The 14,995-nt window shown below is 76.6% G+C and carries 16 protein-coding genes; 7 read left to right on the top strand and 9 right to left on the bottom strand.

Annotation, left to right across the window (positions count from 1 at the left end; genetic code table 11):
- Positions 1-16: 16 nt before the first annotated feature.
- The gene (locus tag ACRYM6_RS05080; protein WP_432541617.1) at positions 17-1,399 is read right to left on the bottom strand and encodes a GAF domain-containing protein; all 1,383 of its coding nucleotides are present in this window, start codon (positions 1,397-1,399) and stop codon (positions 17-19) included.
- 207 nt (positions 1,400-1,606) lie between these two features.
- Between ACRYM6_RS05080 and ACRYM6_RS05075 the strand changes: the two genes are divergently transcribed.
- Together ACRYM6_RS05075 and ACRYM6_RS05070 are read left to right on the top strand one after the other, a co-directional pair.
- Complete coding sequence (locus tag ACRYM6_RS05075; protein WP_432541616.1) at positions 1,607-3,742, top strand: RecQ family ATP-dependent DNA helicase; 2,136 nt, start codon at positions 1,607-1,609, stop codon at positions 3,740-3,742.
- A gap of 67 nt (positions 3,743-3,809) precedes the next feature.
- Positions 3,810-4,538, top strand: a complete 729-nt coding sequence (locus ACRYM6_RS05070) for a hypothetical protein (RefSeq protein WP_432541615.1) — start codon at positions 3,810-3,812, stop codon at positions 4,536-4,538.
- A 34-nt stretch (positions 4,539-4,572) separates the two neighbouring features.
- Here ACRYM6_RS05070 and ACRYM6_RS05065 read toward each other — a convergent pair whose 3' ends face one another.
- The 4 genes from ACRYM6_RS05065 to ACRYM6_RS05050 form a co-directional block, all read right to left on the bottom strand.
- On the bottom strand, positions 4,573-5,280 hold the full coding sequence (locus ACRYM6_RS05065) for a haloacid dehalogenase type II (protein WP_432541614.1): 708 nt from the start codon (positions 5,278-5,280) through the stop codon (positions 4,573-4,575).
- Between the two features lie 104 nt (positions 5,281-5,384).
- Positions 5,385-6,566: an alpha/beta fold hydrolase gene (locus ACRYM6_RS05060; RefSeq protein ID WP_432541612.1), complete on the bottom strand. Its 1,182-nt coding sequence runs from the start codon at positions 6,564-6,566 to the stop codon at positions 5,385-5,387.
- 6 nt (positions 6,567-6,572) lie between these two features.
- Positions 6,573-7,697, bottom strand: coding sequence for an FAD-dependent oxidoreductase (locus tag ACRYM6_RS05055; RefSeq protein ID WP_432541611.1), 1,125 nt, complete (start codon positions 7,695-7,697; stop codon positions 6,573-6,575).
- Positions 7,698-7,751: 54 nt separating this feature from the next.
- Positions 7,752-8,207, bottom strand: coding sequence for a hypothetical protein (locus tag ACRYM6_RS05050; RefSeq protein WP_432541609.1), 456 nt, complete (start codon positions 8,205-8,207; stop codon positions 7,752-7,754).
- 126 nt (positions 8,208-8,333) lie between these two features.
- Between ACRYM6_RS05050 and ACRYM6_RS05045 the strand changes: the two genes are divergently transcribed.
- On the top strand, positions 8,334-8,843 hold the full coding sequence (locus ACRYM6_RS05045) for a hypothetical protein (protein WP_432541607.1): 510 nt from the start codon (positions 8,334-8,336) through the stop codon (positions 8,841-8,843).
- A complete protein-coding gene (locus ACRYM6_RS05040; RefSeq protein WP_432541606.1) occupies positions 8,843-10,027 on the top strand; it encodes a zinc-dependent alcohol dehydrogenase in 1,185 nt (394 codons plus the stop codon). The genes ACRYM6_RS05045 and ACRYM6_RS05040 overlap by 1 nt, the downstream gene beginning before the upstream one ends.
- 69 nt (positions 10,028-10,096) lie before the next feature.
- Here the strand turns inward: ACRYM6_RS05040 and ACRYM6_RS05035 are convergent, their stop codons facing one another.
- The 3 genes from ACRYM6_RS05035 to ACRYM6_RS05025 all read right to left on the bottom strand — a co-directional run bounded on the left by ACRYM6_RS05035 (position 10,097) and on the right by ACRYM6_RS05025 (position 11,800).
- Entirely contained in the window at positions 10,097-10,243 is a 147-nt protein-coding gene (locus ACRYM6_RS05035; protein ID WP_432512916.1) for an antitoxin, read from the bottom strand.
- Positions 10,244-10,276: 33 nt separating this feature from the next.
- Positions 10,277-10,489, bottom strand: a complete 213-nt coding sequence (locus tag ACRYM6_RS05030; protein WP_432512914.1) for a hypothetical protein — start codon at positions 10,487-10,489, stop codon at positions 10,277-10,279.
- Positions 10,490-10,591: 102 nt separating this feature from the next.
- The gene (locus ACRYM6_RS05025; protein WP_432541605.1) at positions 10,592-11,800 is read right to left on the bottom strand and encodes an NAD(P)/FAD-dependent oxidoreductase; all 1,209 of its coding nucleotides are present in this window, start codon (positions 11,798-11,800) and stop codon (positions 10,592-10,594) included.
- Positions 11,801-11,912: 112 nt separating this feature from the next.
- Here ACRYM6_RS05025 and ACRYM6_RS05020 point away from each other — a divergent pair, with 112 nt between their 5' ends.
- Positions 11,913-12,362 carry a PH domain-containing protein gene (locus ACRYM6_RS05020; RefSeq protein WP_432541603.1) on the top strand — a complete coding sequence of 150 codons (450 nt, stop codon included), beginning with the start codon at positions 11,913-11,915 and terminating at the stop codon, positions 12,360-12,362.
- The gene (locus ACRYM6_RS05015; RefSeq protein WP_432541602.1) at positions 12,355-13,371 is read left to right on the top strand and encodes a serine hydrolase domain-containing protein; all 1,017 of its coding nucleotides are present in this window, start codon (positions 12,355-12,357) and stop codon (positions 13,369-13,371) included. The genes ACRYM6_RS05020 and ACRYM6_RS05015 overlap by 8 nt, the downstream gene beginning before the upstream one ends.
- Here ACRYM6_RS05015 and ACRYM6_RS05010 read toward each other — a convergent pair.
- On the bottom strand, positions 13,358-13,729 hold the full coding sequence (locus tag ACRYM6_RS05010) for a MarR family winged helix-turn-helix transcriptional regulator (RefSeq protein WP_432541600.1): 372 nt from the start codon (positions 13,727-13,729) through the stop codon (positions 13,358-13,360). The genes ACRYM6_RS05015 and ACRYM6_RS05010 overlap by 14 nt on opposite strands.
- Before the next feature lie 33 nt (positions 13,730-13,762).
- On the opposite strand from ACRYM6_RS05010, the gene ACRYM6_RS05005 reads away from it, so the two are divergent.
- Positions 13,763-14,872, top strand: coding sequence for a substrate-binding domain-containing protein (locus ACRYM6_RS05005; protein ID WP_432541598.1), 1,110 nt, complete (start codon positions 13,763-13,765; stop codon positions 14,870-14,872).
- Positions 14,873-14,995: the final 123 nt, after the last annotated feature.

The following is a 14,995-nucleotide window of genomic DNA, read 5'->3' as shown; positions in this document are numbered from 1 at the left end:
GGGCCGAGTCGGAGAGTTAAACCAGGCCCCGAGGCCCGGGGTGATGGCGGGGGGGGGCCCCCCGCGCCCCGGCGACGGCGATCCCGCGCAGCAGCGACCGGACCTGGGCCATGGCCGCGGCCGCGTCGGTGTCGTGGCCGAGCACGTCGCCGATGGTGAGCACCGTCGTCCCGCCGGGCTGGACGAAGGAGTCGTACCAGTCCCCGCCGACCCGGGCGGTCTCCGCGGCCGGGGTGTAGCGGACGACGACCTCCAGGTGGTCCGGCTGCGCGGGCTCGGTGAGCAGCGAACGCTGCAGCGCCTCGGCGAGCTCGCGCTGCTGCCGGTACAGGCGGGCGTTGTCCAGGGCCAGCCCGGCCCGCCCGGCGATGTCGGCGGCGGTGGCGGTCTCCTCGGGGGTGAGGGGGCTGCGGGCGGGGCCGTTGGCCAGCATGAGCGCACCCAGGGTCCGGCCGCGGGCCCGCAGCGGCAGGGTCAGCAGGGACTCCGGTGCCAGCTCGGTGACGAGGTCGCGGGCCCGTCCGGGCGGCAGCACCGAGGTCAGGTAGTCCAGGGCCCGGGCCGGCTGGACCTGCGGCCGGCCCGTGGACAGGGCCGTGTCCAGCAGCGACCCGGGCTGCAGCACCTGCAGGCGGGTGGCGGCGTACTCGGCCACGACGGGGCGCATCGCCTCCTCGGCGTGCCAGCTCCCGACGTCGCGCAGGGCGCGCGCCCCGGGGCGCCGCTCGTCGGTGACGAGGCTGACGATGCACCAGTCCGCGAGGAGGGGGACGACCAGCGTCGCGAGGCGGCCCACGGCCTCCTCGCCGTCCAGGGTGCTGGTCAGCTCGCTGGTCACGCCGGCCAGCAGCTCGGCGCGGGCCGTGGCCCGCCCCAGGTGGGCGACGAGCTGCTCCAGCTCGCGGGTGCGGTCGAACAGGTCGTGCTCGACGCGTTCGGCGCGCTCGCGCAGGCGTTCGCTCAGCTCGGCCGTGGCGCGGGCCTCGTCGCGGGCGTGGACGTAGCCGGTGATGTCGTCGGAGCGGTGCAGCAGCAGCACGACCTCGCCGTGCTCGTCGAGGACCGGGACGTTGCGCGGGCTCCAGAACCGTTCCTCGAAGGTGCCGTCGGGCATCGGGATGTCGTACTTCTGCACGGCCATCGTGTGCGGGCGGCGGGTCTCGCGGGCCAGGGTCAGCGAGCGGTGGAGGTTCACCAGCCCGTCGGCGCCGGGGTCGTCGGGGTTCATCGGGAAGACCTCGAACAGGCCGCGGCCGACGGTGCCCTCCAGCGTCGTGGCGGTGGCCTCCAGCCGGGCGCGGTTGGCCCGCACGATGACGAGGTCGGGCGTCAGCAGCAGCAGCGGGGCGGGGGTCTCGTCGAAGACGCGCCGGAAGTCGGGCTCGGGCAGTGGCTCCAACCGGTCCAACCCCTCCGTCCGGGACGTGCTGCGCGGCGCGGTCCCCGCGGGGGAAGGGTAACGACCGGTGCGGGTCGCCGCCCGGTGTCCCGGCATCCCCCGGGGTGCGGGCCGCGCGGGCTCCACAGCTCCCGGGGGCCGGCTGGCCCGTGGACGGGCGGGGGTGGGCCGGGGGGCGTGTCGGAGCGCGGTGGCAGCATCGTCGCCATGTCGCCCCAGCCGTCCGCCACGCTCGACCGCACCGCGCTGCGCGCAGAGGCCGAGGAGGTCCTGCGCCGCCTGGTGGGCGACCCGAGCGCGTCGCTGCGCGAGGACCAGTGGACGGCGATCGAGGCGCTCGTCGCGGACCGCCGCCGCGCGCTCGTGGTGCAGCGCACGGGCTGGGGCAAGTCGGCGGTGTACTTCGTGGCGACGGCGCTGCTGCGGGCCCGCGGCGCCGGCCCGACGGTCATCGTGTCGCCGCTGCTGGCGCTGATGCGCAACCAGATCGCCGCCGCGGGGCGGGCCGGGGTGCGGGCGGTCACGGTGAACTCCACGAACGCCGACGACTGGGCGCAGGTGTACGACGAGGTCCGCGCGGGCGCGGTCGACGTGCTGCTGGTCTCGCCGGAACGCCTGAACAACCCGGGTTTCCGCGACGAGGTGCTGCCGCCGCTGGCGGCGACGACGGGTCTGCTGGTGGTCGACGAGGCGCACTGCGTCTCGGACTGGGGCCACGACTTCCGCCCGGACTACCGCCGGATCCGGACGCTGCTGGCGGACCTGCCCGACGGGATCCCGGTGCTGGCGACGACGGCGACGGCGAACGCCCGGGTGACCGCCGACGTCGCCGAGCAGCTGTCGGTGACGGGGACGCGCACGCTGGAGGACGTCCTGGTGCTGCGCGGTTCGCTGGACCGCGAGTCCCTGCGGCTGGCGGTGGTGCGGGTGCCCACCCACGCGCACCGGCTGGCGTGGCTGGTGGAGCACCTGCCGGAGCTGCCGGGGTCGGGGATCGTGTACGTGCTCACGGTGTCGGCGGCCGCGGACGTGGCGCAGCACCTGCGGGCGCACGGGGTGGAGGCCGTGCCGTACACGGGCCAGACGGAACCGGCGGAGCGGTTGCAGGCCGAGGACGACCTCGTCAACGACCGCGTCAAGGTGCTGGTGGCGACGAGCGCGCTGGGAATGGGTTTCGACAAGCCGGACCTGGGTTTCGTCGTGCACCTGGGCGCGCCGAGCTCCCCCATCGCGTACTACCAGCAGGTCGGGCGCGCGGGCCGCGGCATCGAGAACGCCGAGGTGGTGCTGCTGCCGGGGGCGGAGGACCGCGACATCTGGCGGTACTTCGCCTCGATCGGGTTCCCCGCCGAGGACGACGTCCGGTTGGCGCTGAGCGTGCTGGCCGACGCCGGTGAGCCGTTGTCGACCCAGGCCCTGGAGTCGCGGGTCACGTTGCGCCGCAACCGGCTGGAGATGATGCTCAAGGTCCTCGACGTCGACGGCGCGGTCCGCCGGGTGCGGGGCGGCTGGCAGGCGACGGGGCAGGACTGGGCCTACGACACCGAGCGGTACGCCCGGGTCGCGCAGACCCGCGAGGTCGAGCAGCAGGCGATGGTCGACTACGTCGCGACCACCGGCTGCCGGCTGGAGTTCCTGCGCCGGGCGCTGGACGACCCCGACGCCGCGCCGTGCGGGCGGTGCGACAACTGCGGCGGGTACGACGTGCCCCGGGAGGTGCCGGAGTCGGCGGTCGCGGCGGCCGGGGCGGACCTGGACCGCCCGGGCGTCCCGCTGGAACCGAAGAAGGTGTGGCCCACGGGCATGAAGGGCCTCGACGTCGCCGTGTCGGGGCGCATCGCGCCCACCGAGCAGCCCGGGGCGGGCCGGGCCGTGGCCCGGGTCACCGACCTGGGCTGGGGCAACGCCGTCCGGGAACTCTTCGCCCCGGGGGCCGCCGACGGGGAGACGCCGGTGCCGCTGCGGCACGCCGCGGCGACCGTCCTGGACGACTGGGCCCGCGACCTCGGGATCGACGGCGTCGTCGCGATGTGCTCGGCGTCGCGGCCGCAGCTCGTCGCGCACCTGGCCGACGGGCTCGCCCGGTACACGGGGCTGCCGCTGGTGACGACGTTCCGGCAGCTGGACGACTCCCCCACCCGCACGGACGTGAACTCCGCGCACCGGCTCGCGCAGGTGGCCCGGCGCTTCGAGCTGCCCGACCCCGACGCGGTGCGGGGCCGGACGCTGCTGCTGGTGGACGACCGGACCCGCAGCGGGTGGACGCTGACGGTCGCGGCGCGGCAGCTGCGGCGGGCGGGGGCGGAGGCGGTGTTCCCGTTCGTGCTGGCCGCCGGGGAGTGAGGGTCCCCCCGGCTCGCGCGGGAAATCGGCGAGCGCGCCCGCGGGCCGGTGCCGCAGGATGGCGCCGGTGAGCACCACGCGCGACAGTCCAGCGGTTCCGGCCGAACCCGCAGCGCTCGACCCCCGGCTGCGCACCGCCGTCGACGCCAGCGTCGGCTGGTACGAGGACCTGTGCGCCCTGCACGGCGTCGGGTCCGTGCTGGCGCAGGGGGTGTGGAGCGCTGTGGGCACACCCCCGCCGCTGCACTCCGGTGTCGTCGTGGTGGAACCGGGGGTGAGGGCCGGGCACGTCGAGGAACGCCTCACCGGCGGTGGAGGTGCCGGCGTCAAGGACAGCTTCGCCACGCTGGACCTGTCCGGCGCTGGGCTGCGACCGCTGTTCTCCGCCACCTGGATCCACCGCCGCCCGGCCGCGGCACCGGCCCGCACCACCGACCGCGGTCCGTGGGCACCGGTGCGGACCGCGGAGCAACTGGCGGAGTGGACCGCGCTGCACGACACCGCCGCGGTCCTCCTCCCGGGGCTGCTGCAGCGCGGGCACTTCGCCGTCCTGGCCCGGCGGGTGGACGGGCGGATCGTCGCCGGGGCCGTCGCACGCCTGGGCAGCGGTGCCGTCGACGTCTCCAACACCTACGCCGTCGAGGGCCACCGGCTGGACTGGGCCGAACTCGCCGGTGCCGTCGCGGCGCTGTTCCCCGCCCGCCCCCTGGTCGGCTACCAGCGCGGGACCGACCTCGAAGCCGCCCTCGCCGGCGGCTTCGAAGCGGTCGGCGACCTGCGCGTGTGGATCCGCTGAGTTCCCCGGCCGGCGATCGGCGCCCCTCGCCTCGTCACCTGCTCCCGGCGGCGAGCTGAGCGCGCAGGTCCACCAGGTCCGTCGCGCGCACCCGCGCCGAGGTGGACGACGCCGGGTACGGCGCCCCGTCCCGGTCGACCCAGGCCGTGCCGAGCCCCGCCCGCGCCGCGCCGTCCACGTCCCACGGGTGCACCGCGACGAGCAGCGCCTCCTGCGGCCGGCTGCCGGCGACCCGCAGGACGTGCTCGTACGCGGCGGGCGCCGGTTTCCACGCCCCCGCCTCGTCCACCGAGAGCACGGCCTCGAACTCCTCCCGCACCCCCGCGGCGGTCAGCAGCTGCTCCCCGACCCGGGACGAGCCGTTGCTCAGGGTGAAGAGGCGGTGCCCGTCGGCGCGCAGGCCCCGGACACCGTCGACGACGTCGGGGTGCAGCGGCAGCCGCCCCATCCCGTCCAGCACGTGCTCGACCGCGCCCTCCAGGCTGCCGTCCAGGCCGGCCGCGGGATCGGTGCGCAGCTCCACGCCGTGCAGCAGGGTCCGCAGCGCCTCGGCGCCCAGCTGCGCGAAGGGGCGTGCGTCCCCCACGGCGGTGAGGGCGAACCCGTCGCGCAGCACGGTGGCGAACCACAGCGGGGCCAGGTGCGCGGGGGCACCCACCGCGAGGAACCGGTCGGCTATCGGGCGCAGGTCGGACAACGTCTCGTTGACGTCGAAGACGATCACCAGCGGTGACGGGCTCATGCGGAACTCCTCCAGGGGTGTCCGCCCATCCTGCGGCCGGCGGCTCCTCCGCGCTCGCGCACCCCGCCGCGGGCCGGGCGCGTCCTCCCCCGTGGGACCCCCGCTCAGCCGCCGACCCGCACGGCCGCCGACACCGCGGCCCCGAGGAACCGGGAGGGGCCCCGGCGCGGCAGGGCGCTGATCCGCGGCGCGAGCGCCGGCAGCCGGTCGGTGGTCCCGGCGACCGCGGCGGCGGCCACGAGCAGCGCGGCGAGCTGGTGGCTGTCGAGGGCGCTGTGCCCGAGGCGGTCCAGCCGCAGCAGGACGCCGCGGGGCAGCAGCCCGGTGAGCCGTTCGGCGACCGGCGGCGGCGTCCGCAGGTCCCACTCCCCCGAGACGACGACGGTGGGCCAGGTGAACCCGGGCAGCAGGGCGGGCAGGTCGTACGGTTCGCCGCGGTAGTCCGGTCGGGAGGGGGCGACGGCGGCGGGCGGGAGCTGGGGGTCCAGGGGGCCGCCGTCGGGGGGCAGCCCGAACCCGAGCTGGCCGTAGGCGATCCCGGCGACCAGGTCGGGTTCGTCGACGAACCGGACGACGCGCTCGCCGAGGTCGCCGGCGTGCGTGAGGAGCCGCCACGTCCGGCCCAGGCGGCCGCGCGCGCGGGCCGTCAGGAGGCGGCGCAGGACGTCGGGGCCGGCGAACTCGTGGACGGCCTGCACGACGGCGGCGAGCTCGGCGGCGGGTGCGTCGGCGGCGTGGACGGCGCGGGCGGTGGGGCCGGGGCCGTCCCACAGGAGCCGGCGGCGGTGGGCGCGGCTGTCGGCGAGGTCGCCGGTGACGGACAGCAGCGGGGAGTCCAGCACCATGGCCGCCACCCGCCGCGGGTGCCGCACCCCGAAGGCCTGCGCGACGTAGGTGCCGTAGGAGCTGCCGTAGACGACGGCCCGGTCGACGTGCTGGGCGTCGAGGACGGCGGCGAGGTCGTCGGCGGCGTCCTCGACGGTGACGTCGGCCGGGGGGAGGTCGCGGCCGTGGTGGTCGCGGCGGGAGAGCCCGACGCCGCGGTGCTCGACCATGACGACGTCCAGGCCGCGGCGGGCCGCGGCCGAGCGCAGCGACCAGTAGGGCAGCACGGAGGCCAGCCCGGGGCCGCCGGGGACGACGACGACGGGGGTGCCGGTGCGGGGCCCGGTGCGGACGTGGGACAGGGCGAAGGTGCCGCCGCCGCGCAGGGGGCGCTCGACGGTGCCGCCCCCGGCCTCGCGCAGCGACCGCGCGACCCTCCCGACCCCCGCGACCCCGTCCACGGCGGTTCAGCGCGAGCCGGCGTGCGCGACGGCGCGGGCGGCGTGGAACCGGGAGGGGGCGACGACGCCGTGCGCGAGGTCGACGAGGGTCCGCCCGATGGCGGGGGCGAACTTGAACCCGTGGCCGGAGAACCCCGCCCCCACGGCCCACGCCCCGGCGCGGTCCAGGACGAAGTCGGAGTCGTCGGTGCTGGTGTAGGTGCAGCTGATGGGGACGGCGGTGGCGGGGTCGACGCCGGGGACCCACTCGGCCACGTACCGCTGGAGGGCGGCCAGCTGGGCGGGTTCGGGCTCGTAGGTGCGGTGGTCGGGGTCGGTGCGGGGCCCGACGCCGTGCCAGCCGGCCTTGACGCCCTCGCCGGGGGTGAGCATCCCGTAGACCGGGCTGCACCAGTACGCGTCGGCGGGTTCGCCGGGGTCGGGGGCGTGGTTGAAGCTGGGCCAGTCGAGGCCGTCGGCGACGGGGGTGAAGTGCGCGGGCTGCTCCTGGGTGACGACCAGGCGGGGCAGCGGGACGTCCGCCGGCAGGAGGGTGCGGGTCCACGCCCCGGCGGTCACGACGCCGCGCGGGGCGCGCAGCTCCCCGGCGTCGGTGACGACGAGGGCGGTGCCGCGGTCGGTGCGGACCTCCCGCACGGGGGTGCGGTAGCGGAACTCGGCGGTCGTCGCGGCGGCGCGGAAGGCGTCGAGGGCGGCGGCGGCGCGGATCCGCCCGGCCTGCGGGACGTGCAGGACCTCGGTGCGGAACCGCAGGCCCGCCCAGCGCTCGGCGGCGGCCCCGGGGGGCAGGACGCGGTGGGCGATGCCGTGGTGGTCCAGGGCGTCGGCGGTGTCCCGCAGGGCGGGGACGTGGCCGTGGTTGACCAGGCCCACGAGGTCGAGCAGGACGGTGCCGCTCTGCTCGGCCAGCTCGTCCCACAGCCGCCGGGCCTCCAGGACGAGCCGGAGGTAGTCGTCGGTGGCGTAGGCGGTGTTGAAGTTCCGGGTCGCGCCGTGGGAGGCGCCGCGGGTGTGGCCGGGCTCGAACTGCTCCAGCAGGACCACCGACAGCCCGCGCCGCGTCGCCTGCCAGGCGGCGGCCGAGCCCATGACCCCGCCCCCCACGACGATGACGTCGGCGTCGAACCGCATGCGCTGTGCCTCTCGGGAGTCCTCGTCAGGTGCCCGGGGATCCTCCCACCGGCCTCACTGCTTGCAGAAGGTGGACTGCACGGCGTCGACCACGGCGCGGCTCTGCTCGTCGCTCAGCTGCGGCCCGCCGTCGGCGGCGAACTGCTGCGCGGCGTCGCTGGACAGCGCGGCCTCGTCGTCGCCCTGGACGACCTGGCGGCACACGGCGGTGGCGGCGAGGACGGCGCGGTCCCGGTCCTCGGCCAGGCCCGGGGAGATCGCGTTGAGCGCGGTGATCAGCGCGGTGGTCTGGGCGGCGTCGGGGCTGGCGGTGATGACCGCGGGCGGCTCGGTCTCCGTCGCGGGCTGCCCCTGGGTGGGCTGGGCGGGGGCCGTCACGGTGCTGGGGACGTCGCTGACCGAGGGGACGGCGCTGGGCTCGTCGTCCTGGTTGTTCGCGTTGCGGGTGCAACCGGCGAGCAGGGTCAGGGTGACGGCGGCGATGCCGAGCAGGGCGTGGGTGCGGCGCATGAACGGCTCCTACCCGCTCGCACGGCCGGTCAACCGCGCGTTCCCCGGGGTGCAGGCGACGGGGGGCGCGGTGAGAGTGGAGCCACCGAGACGAGCACCACGACGACGGGGACGGGGACGGGACGGATGAACTCCAGCGGAGCGGGCAAGAAGGTCGTGGACGCGGCGGTGACCGCGGGGCGCGCGCTGCTGCGGCGGGGGGACCCGCCGGGCGCGCAGCGGCAGACGCTGACGGTGGCCCGGCCGGTCGGCACCGTCCTGCGGGCCTGCCAGGACCCGCAGGTGCTGGCCACCCTGCTCGGTGACGCGGGCAGCGTGCGGGAGGCGGGCCCGGGCCGCCTGGAGTGGGACGTGGCGGGCTGGACGGGCACCACGCAGGTGCACGCCGAGCCGAACCGCGTGGTGTTCGCCACGGACGGGGAGGGCCCGGCCGAACCCCTCGTGGTGGAGGCGTGGCCGGCGCCGCGCTGGGACGGGTGCGAGGTGGTGGTGCGGCTGGCCGTCCCCGCCACGCCGGATCTGCTCGACGGGGCGCTGGCGTTCACGATGGCCTACCGGCTGCGGGCGCTGCTGCAGACCGGTGAGGTGCCGACGCTCGCGGAGAACCCCAGCGGCCGCGCGGGGGTGGGGCGCTGATGCGCGCGCTGTGCTGGAACGGCGTGAACGACCTCGCCGTGCAGACCGTCCCCGACCCCGTGCTGGTGAACCCGCGCGACGTCATCGTGCAGGTCACGCTGACCAGCACCTGCGGTTCGGACCTGCACTTCATCGGCGGCTACCTGCCGGGCGCGCTGCCCGGTGACGTGATCGGGCACGAGTTCACCGGCCGCGTCGTGGAGGTCGGGCCGGAGGTGTCGCGGGTCCGCGTCGGGGACCGGGTGGTCGTCCCGTCGTTCATCGCCTGCGGGAACTGCTGGTACTGCGAGCGCGAGCTGTACTCGCTGTGCGACACGACGAACCCGCACGCCGCCGCGCAGCAGCCGGTGCTGGGGTACCCGACGGGCGGGATCTACGGGTACACGCAGCCGTTCGGCGGGTACGCGGGGTCGCACGCGGAGTTCATCCGGGTGCCGTTCGGCGACGTGAACTGCTTCTCGGTGCCGGACGGGGTCGACGACGCCTCGGCGGTGTTCCTGTCCGACGCGGTCCCGACCGGGTACACGGGCGCGGACCTGTGCGACGTCGCGCCGGGCGACACGGTCGCCGTCTTCGGCGCCGGCGCGGTGGGGTTGATGGCCGCGGCCTCGGCGCGGTTGATGGGCGCGGAGCGGGTCATCGTCGTGGACCGGCTGCCCGAGCGGCTGCACCTGGCCCGCACCCACGTGGGGGCCGAGACGCTGGACTACTCCGAGGTCGACAGCGTGCAGGAGTTCCTGCGCGAGACCACGGGGGGCCGGGGCCCGGACGCGGTGATCGAGGCGGTCGGGATGGAGGGCCACGGGACGGGCGCGCAGCAGGTCGTGGACCGGGCCAAGCAGGCGCTGCGCCTGGAGACCGACCGGGCCACCCCGCTGCGCGAGGCGATCCTGGCGGTGCGCAAGGCCGGGACGGTCGCGGTCCTGGGGGTGTACGGGCTGACCGACAGCTTCCCCACGGGCATCGTGCTGAACAAGGGGCTGACGGTGCGGGCGGCGCAGCAGCACGGTCAGCGGTACGTGCCCAGGTTGCTGGAGCACGTGGCGGCCGGGGAGCTGGAGACGGGTTTCCTCGCCACCCACCCGATGCCGCTGGAGGACGCGGTGCGCGGGTACGAGATGTTCAAGGACAAGACCGACGGGTGCCTGCGGGCGGTGTTCTCCCCCGCCCCCGCGACCCCGTAGGGCGCAGCCCGGACGCACGAGGAGAACCCCGGCCCGAGGGGCCGGGGTTCTCCTGCGCGGGTGGCGGCGTCAGCCGCCGATCTTGCCGTCCGCGGCCTCCTGGGCCTTGTCGACCTGCTCGGCGTGCTTGCCACCGGTCTTCTCGTCGGCGGCGTCACCCGCCTTGTCGATCGCGGCGTCGCTGGCCTTCTCGCTGATGTCACCGAAGTCGGGCACGGGGAACTCCTCCAGCAGTAGGGGTGGTGGTCGTCACTTCTCGTACGTGTTGAGCGCCAGGCCGACGCCGAAGAACGTGGGCGCCCAGTGCCCGACGAAGATGCCCCACCGGTCGGCGCGGTCGATGCCCGCGCTCTCGGCCTGGCGGGAGATGCCCCACGCCAGGAACGACAGGCCGATGCTGGCGAAACCGGCGGTGTAGGCCCACTCCGACTTCACGCCGGCTTCGTGCAGTGCCTTGATCATGGTTCTCCCTTGTCCGGTGGTGTCGGAGACGAGTTCTTCCCCCTCAGTCCATCGCCCTCCCGACGGGCGCGCCACTCGAAACCGCCGGGTCCGGCGCGGGGGTCAGACCTTGCCGCGCAGCAGCCGCTGGAAGTAGATGCGCGGCAGGACGTGACGGTCGAACCACCACGCCCAGCGGCGCGGGGCGAACGGGTTCGGCAGCGGCAGCGGGCGCGGCCCCCGCCGGTCGGACTGCGCCAGCACCAGCCGGTCGCGGGAGGTGGTCACCGGCATCACGGTGTACCCGTCGTAGCGGTGCAGCCGGCGGCCCGAGGCCGCGGCGGCGATGTTGTGGGACAGCACCTCCACCTGCTTGCGCAGCGCCCCGCCGGAGGACCGGGTGGCGATCGCGGCGGCGTCCCCGAGCCCCCACACGTCGGGGTGCCGGGTGGAGCGCAGCGTGGACGGGTCGACGTCGACGAGCCCGGCGGGCGAGGCGTCGCCCAGCCCGCTGGCGGTGATCCACTCCGGGGCGCGGTAGTGCGGCACCAGGTGCGCGTAGGCGACCGGGTCCAGCCGCCGGGTCCCGGTGGGGGTCGCGACGTCCACCGACCGCAGCACCGGGTCGACCGCCAGCACCCGGGAACCGCGCAGCACGCTCACGCCGTACGCGGCGAACGCCTCCTCCACGTGCTCGTCGGCACCGGGCACCCCGAGCGCGTGCTCCTCGGGCAGCACCACGGTGACGTCGAGGTCGGCCAGGACCCCGCGGCGGCGCCAGTGGTCGCAGGCCATCAGGGCCGGTTTGAGGGCGGTGGGCCCGCACGGTGCCGGTTCCGGGGGGACGGAGAAGACGACGCGGCCCTCCCGCAACCCCGACAGGGCCGGCCACACCAGCGGTGCGGACCCGGGGACGTACGTCGACCCCGCCCACCCGGCGCCGTAGGCGTCCTGCAGCCCGGGGGTGGCGGCCCAGTCCTCGCGCATCCCCGGGCAGACGACGAGCGTGCCGTACCCGATGCTCGCTCCCCGCCGGGTGCGGACGGTGCGCTGCGCGGTGTCGACCGACGCCACGGCGTCCTGCACCCAGCGGCACCCGGGCGGGACGACCGACGCGGTGGGGCGTTCCACGTCGGCGGGGGTGGCCCGGCCCGCGCCCACGTAGTTCAGCAGCGGCCGGTACCGGTGGACGGGGGACGGCTCGACGATCGCGACGTCCCGGGCGCCGTCCCGCAGCAGTTTCGCGGCCAGTGAGACGCCCGCGTTGCCGGCGCCGACGACGAGGACCTCGGCGCGGGTGACGGGCGGGGGGACGGGCGCGGGGGTCGGCACCGTCCAACCCTCGTCCCCGGTCCCCGGGGCCGCCAGTCGGTGCGGCCGGGGAGCGGGACCACCGCACCGCGGCGACACTGGCCCCGACGAGTCGCCGATCGACGGGAGGACCGTGGGCAGCGCGGGACGTGTGGACCTGTCCGGCCTGGAACCCCGCTACCGGGTGCAGCAGTCCCGCACGGCGCTGCGGGTGTTCGTCGTCGTCGCCGTCGCGCTGACGGCCGTGCAGGTCGTCCGGGTGGTGCGGGAGCCGACGTGGTCCAGCGTCGCGGTCTCGACGGGGTACGTCCTCGCGTACGGGCTGGGGTTCGTCGTCTGGTTCTGGCGGCCCCCGACGGTGTTCCTGGACCAGGACGGCCTGCGGGTGCGCCGTCTCCTGCGCACTCCCCCGCCGGTGCCGTGGGACGACGTGCTGGAGGTGCAGGTGCAGACGCGCTGGCAGGACCACAGCACCGCCGTGGTGCGCGGCGACCGGCGGATCGCGCTGCCGGGGGTCCCCGCCGCGGACGCGCAGCGGCTGGCGGACGCGCTGGGGGCCGCGCGGGGCGAGCCCGGTGCCTGAGGCGACGGGACTGCCCGCGGGGACCCCGGCCTGGTCGGGGACGGCGGTGCTCGCCGACCGCGGCCGCGTCGTCCACGAGGAGTCCGCGGGTTCCGCCGACGGCCCGGGCAGCACCCCCTGCGGCCCGCGCCTGCGCTTCCAGGCCGCTTCGGTCGGCAAGCAGGTCCTGTCGGTCGTCGCCCTCGCCCTGCAGGAGCGGGACCGGCTGCACGTGGCCGAGCCGATCGCCCGGTGGCTGCCGGGCCTGCCGCGCGGTTTCGGGGCGATCACCCTGCACCACCTGCTGACCCACACCGCGGGGACCGGTCACTGGGCCGACCTGCCCGGGTGGGGACCGGGGGCGGGCCCGCCCGCGGCCGACGCGCTGCCGGCCCTGACCGTGGAGGCGGGGCTCGCCACCGCGCCGGGGACGTCGTGGCGGTACAGCGGTCCGGGGTTCGCCCTGGCCGCGCGGGTCCTGGAGGCCGCGGCCGGTGAGCGCTACCGCGACCTGGTCGCCGGCCTCGTCCTCGTCCCCGCGGGGATGGCGTCGACGACCTCGGGGCGGTTCCCGCCGGGGTGGGCCGACGCGGCCGCCGGCCACCGCGGCGGGCACCGCGTGCCGGTGGACCCCGGGTGGACGCGGATCCCCGGCAGCGGGGACCTGTGGACCACCGCGGAGGACCTGCTGCGCTACGCCCGCGCGCTGCGCTCGGGGCGGCTGCTCGACCCGGGCACCGCCGCCGCGCTGTGGGAACCCCACGTCCGGCTGCCGGTCCCGGCGACCACCGCGTCGACCACCGCCGACGCCTACGGCTGCGGCACGTTCCTCGGGCGGGTCGGCGGCCGCCCGGCGTGGTTCGTCCCCGGCGACAACCCCGGGTACCGGTCGCTGCTGGCGCACCCGCGCGGCGGCGACGCCGACCTGGTCGTGCTGTCCAACGACGAGGGCCCGGGTCTGGACGACGCCGTCGGGCGGGCCCTCCGGCCGTTCGCGGACCCGGCCGGACCGGGGGTCAGCGCCCGGTGACGACGGGCAGGCGGTGCTCGCAGTCGGCCAGGACCTGCCGCCCCTCCCCGGTGACGCGCAGCACCACGCGGCGCCGGTCGGCCGGGTCGAGACCGCGGTAGAGGAACCCCCGGTCGACGAGGGCGTCGACGGCCCGGCTGGCGGTGGCCGGGGCCATCACGAGGGCTTCGGTGAGGTCGCTCATCGACGCCCCGGGCCGCTGGCCGACCTGGGCCAGGCAGCGCCACCGGTCGAGGGTCAGGTCGCTGTCCCGCACCGCGTCGGCCACGGCGTTCTGCAGCAGCGCCGCCGCGCGCAGGTGGTCGAGCAGTTCCGCGCTCACCCCGACCGCGGTTCCCGCCGGGACAGCAGCAGACACGCCGACCTCCTCGTTCGTGGGATCCTCGTCAGCATGCCAGACGGCTTCCGCGTGGCGCTCGCGGTCCCCCGCCGCGGGCCGGCCGGGATGTTCGGCCTGCCGTGCCGGGTCGCGGGCCACCTGGCGGTGGAGGAGATCAACCAGCGGGGCGGGATCGCGGGCCGTCCCGTGGAGGTCCTCGACGTCGACGCGGGGGACGAGCCCGGCCGGGTCGCCCGGACCCTGGGCCTCGCGGTCCGCCGCGGGGAGGTCGACGCCGTCGTGGGCTGGCACCTGTCGAGCGTGCGGGAGGCCGTCGCCCCCGCGGTGGCCGGTCGCGTGCCGTACGTGTACGCCACCGCGTACGAGGGCGGGGAGCGGCGCGACGGGGTGCTGTGCACCGGGGAACTGCCCGGGGAGCAGGTCGTGGCCGCCCTGGAGTTCCTGCGCGAGCAGTTCGGCTGGCGCCGCTGGGTCGTCGTGGGCGACGACTACGTCTGGCCGCGGGCCACGGCGGCACGGGTGGCCCGGTCGCTGCGGGGGCGGGGCGTGGAGCTGAGCGGGCAGCACTGGCTGCCGCTGGGGTGCGACGACGAGGAGACGTGGTCCGGGCTGGTCGGGGCCCTGGGGCGCAGCGGCCCGGAGGTCGACGGGGTGGTGATGCTGCTGGTGGGGTCCGACGGGGTGCGGTTCAACCGGGAGTTCTCCGCCGCGGGCCTGGACGCCCGGTTCGCCCGGTTCAGCCCCTTCATGGACGAGACCATGCTGCTGGCCAGCGGTCCGGACGCCACCCGCGGGCTCTTCGCGTCGGCGGGCTGGTTCGCGGGCCTGACCTCGGCGGCGGCGCTGGAGTTCACCGCGGGGTTCGCCCGCACGTTCGACCGGGTGGCGGGGGACGCGCCCGGCCTGGCGGCCCCCTCGCCGGGGACGATGGCCGAGAGCACCTACCTGGCGATGACGCTGCTGGCCGACGTGGGCGGGCGCGGCGCCCCGGAGCCGGCGGAGCTGGACCGCGCCCGCGCGCACTGGGCGTGGGAGACGCCGCACGGCACGGTGCAGCTGCGCCGGGCCAGGGCCGGGCACCACGTGCACGTGGCGGCCGCGGTGGGGGCCGAGTTCGAGGTGCTCGCCGAGGTCCGCCGCCCGACGGCACCGCCCCCGTGAGGCCGGGTCCCGTGTTACAGCGGTGTTTCGCCCGCTTTTCCGGTGGATCAATTGTCGAGAGCCGTTGTGCGGCAACGGTTGTCCCGACCATCGCGGGTTGACCGGGCCGGACCGGGCCACCTA

The sequence above is a fragment of the Kineococcus rugosus genome (assembly GCF_050871975.1).
Classification (GTDB): domain Bacteria; phylum Actinomycetota; class Actinomycetes; order Actinomycetales; family Kineococcaceae; genus Kineococcus.
Note: the sequence above shows the minus strand (reverse complement) of the source record. Positions and strands in the feature narration are given on the sequence as shown.

Bases quoted from the DNA above. Each gene is read 5' to 3' on its own strand.
- ACRYM6_RS05075 (WP_432541616.1), top strand. From the start codon at position 1,607: ATGTCGCCCCAGCCGTCCGCCACGCTCGACCGCACCGCGCTGCGCGCA.
- ACRYM6_RS05065 (WP_432541614.1), bottom strand. From the start codon at position 5,280: ATGAGCCCGTCACCGCTGGTGATCGTCTTCGACGTCAACGAGACGTTG.
- ACRYM6_RS05055 (WP_432541611.1), bottom strand. From the start codon at position 7,697: ATGCGGTTCGACGCCGACGTCATCGTCGTGGGGGGCGGGGTCATGGGC.
- ACRYM6_RS05050 (WP_432541609.1), bottom strand. From the start codon at position 8,207: ATGCGCCGCACCCACGCCCTGCTCGGCATCGCCGCCGTCACCCTGACC.
- ACRYM6_RS05045 (WP_432541607.1), top strand. From the start codon at position 8,334: ATGAACTCCAGCGGAGCGGGCAAGAAGGTCGTGGACGCGGCGGTGACC.
- ACRYM6_RS05040 (WP_432541606.1), top strand. From the start codon at position 8,843: ATGCGCGCGCTGTGCTGGAACGGCGTGAACGACCTCGCCGTGCAGACC.
- ACRYM6_RS05030 (WP_432512914.1), bottom strand. From the start codon at position 10,489: ATGATCAAGGCACTGCACGAAGCCGGCGTGAAGTCGGAGTGGGCCTAC.
- ACRYM6_RS05005 (WP_432541598.1), top strand. From the start codon at position 13,763: ATGCCAGACGGCTTCCGCGTGGCGCTCGCGGTCCCCCGCCGCGGGCCG.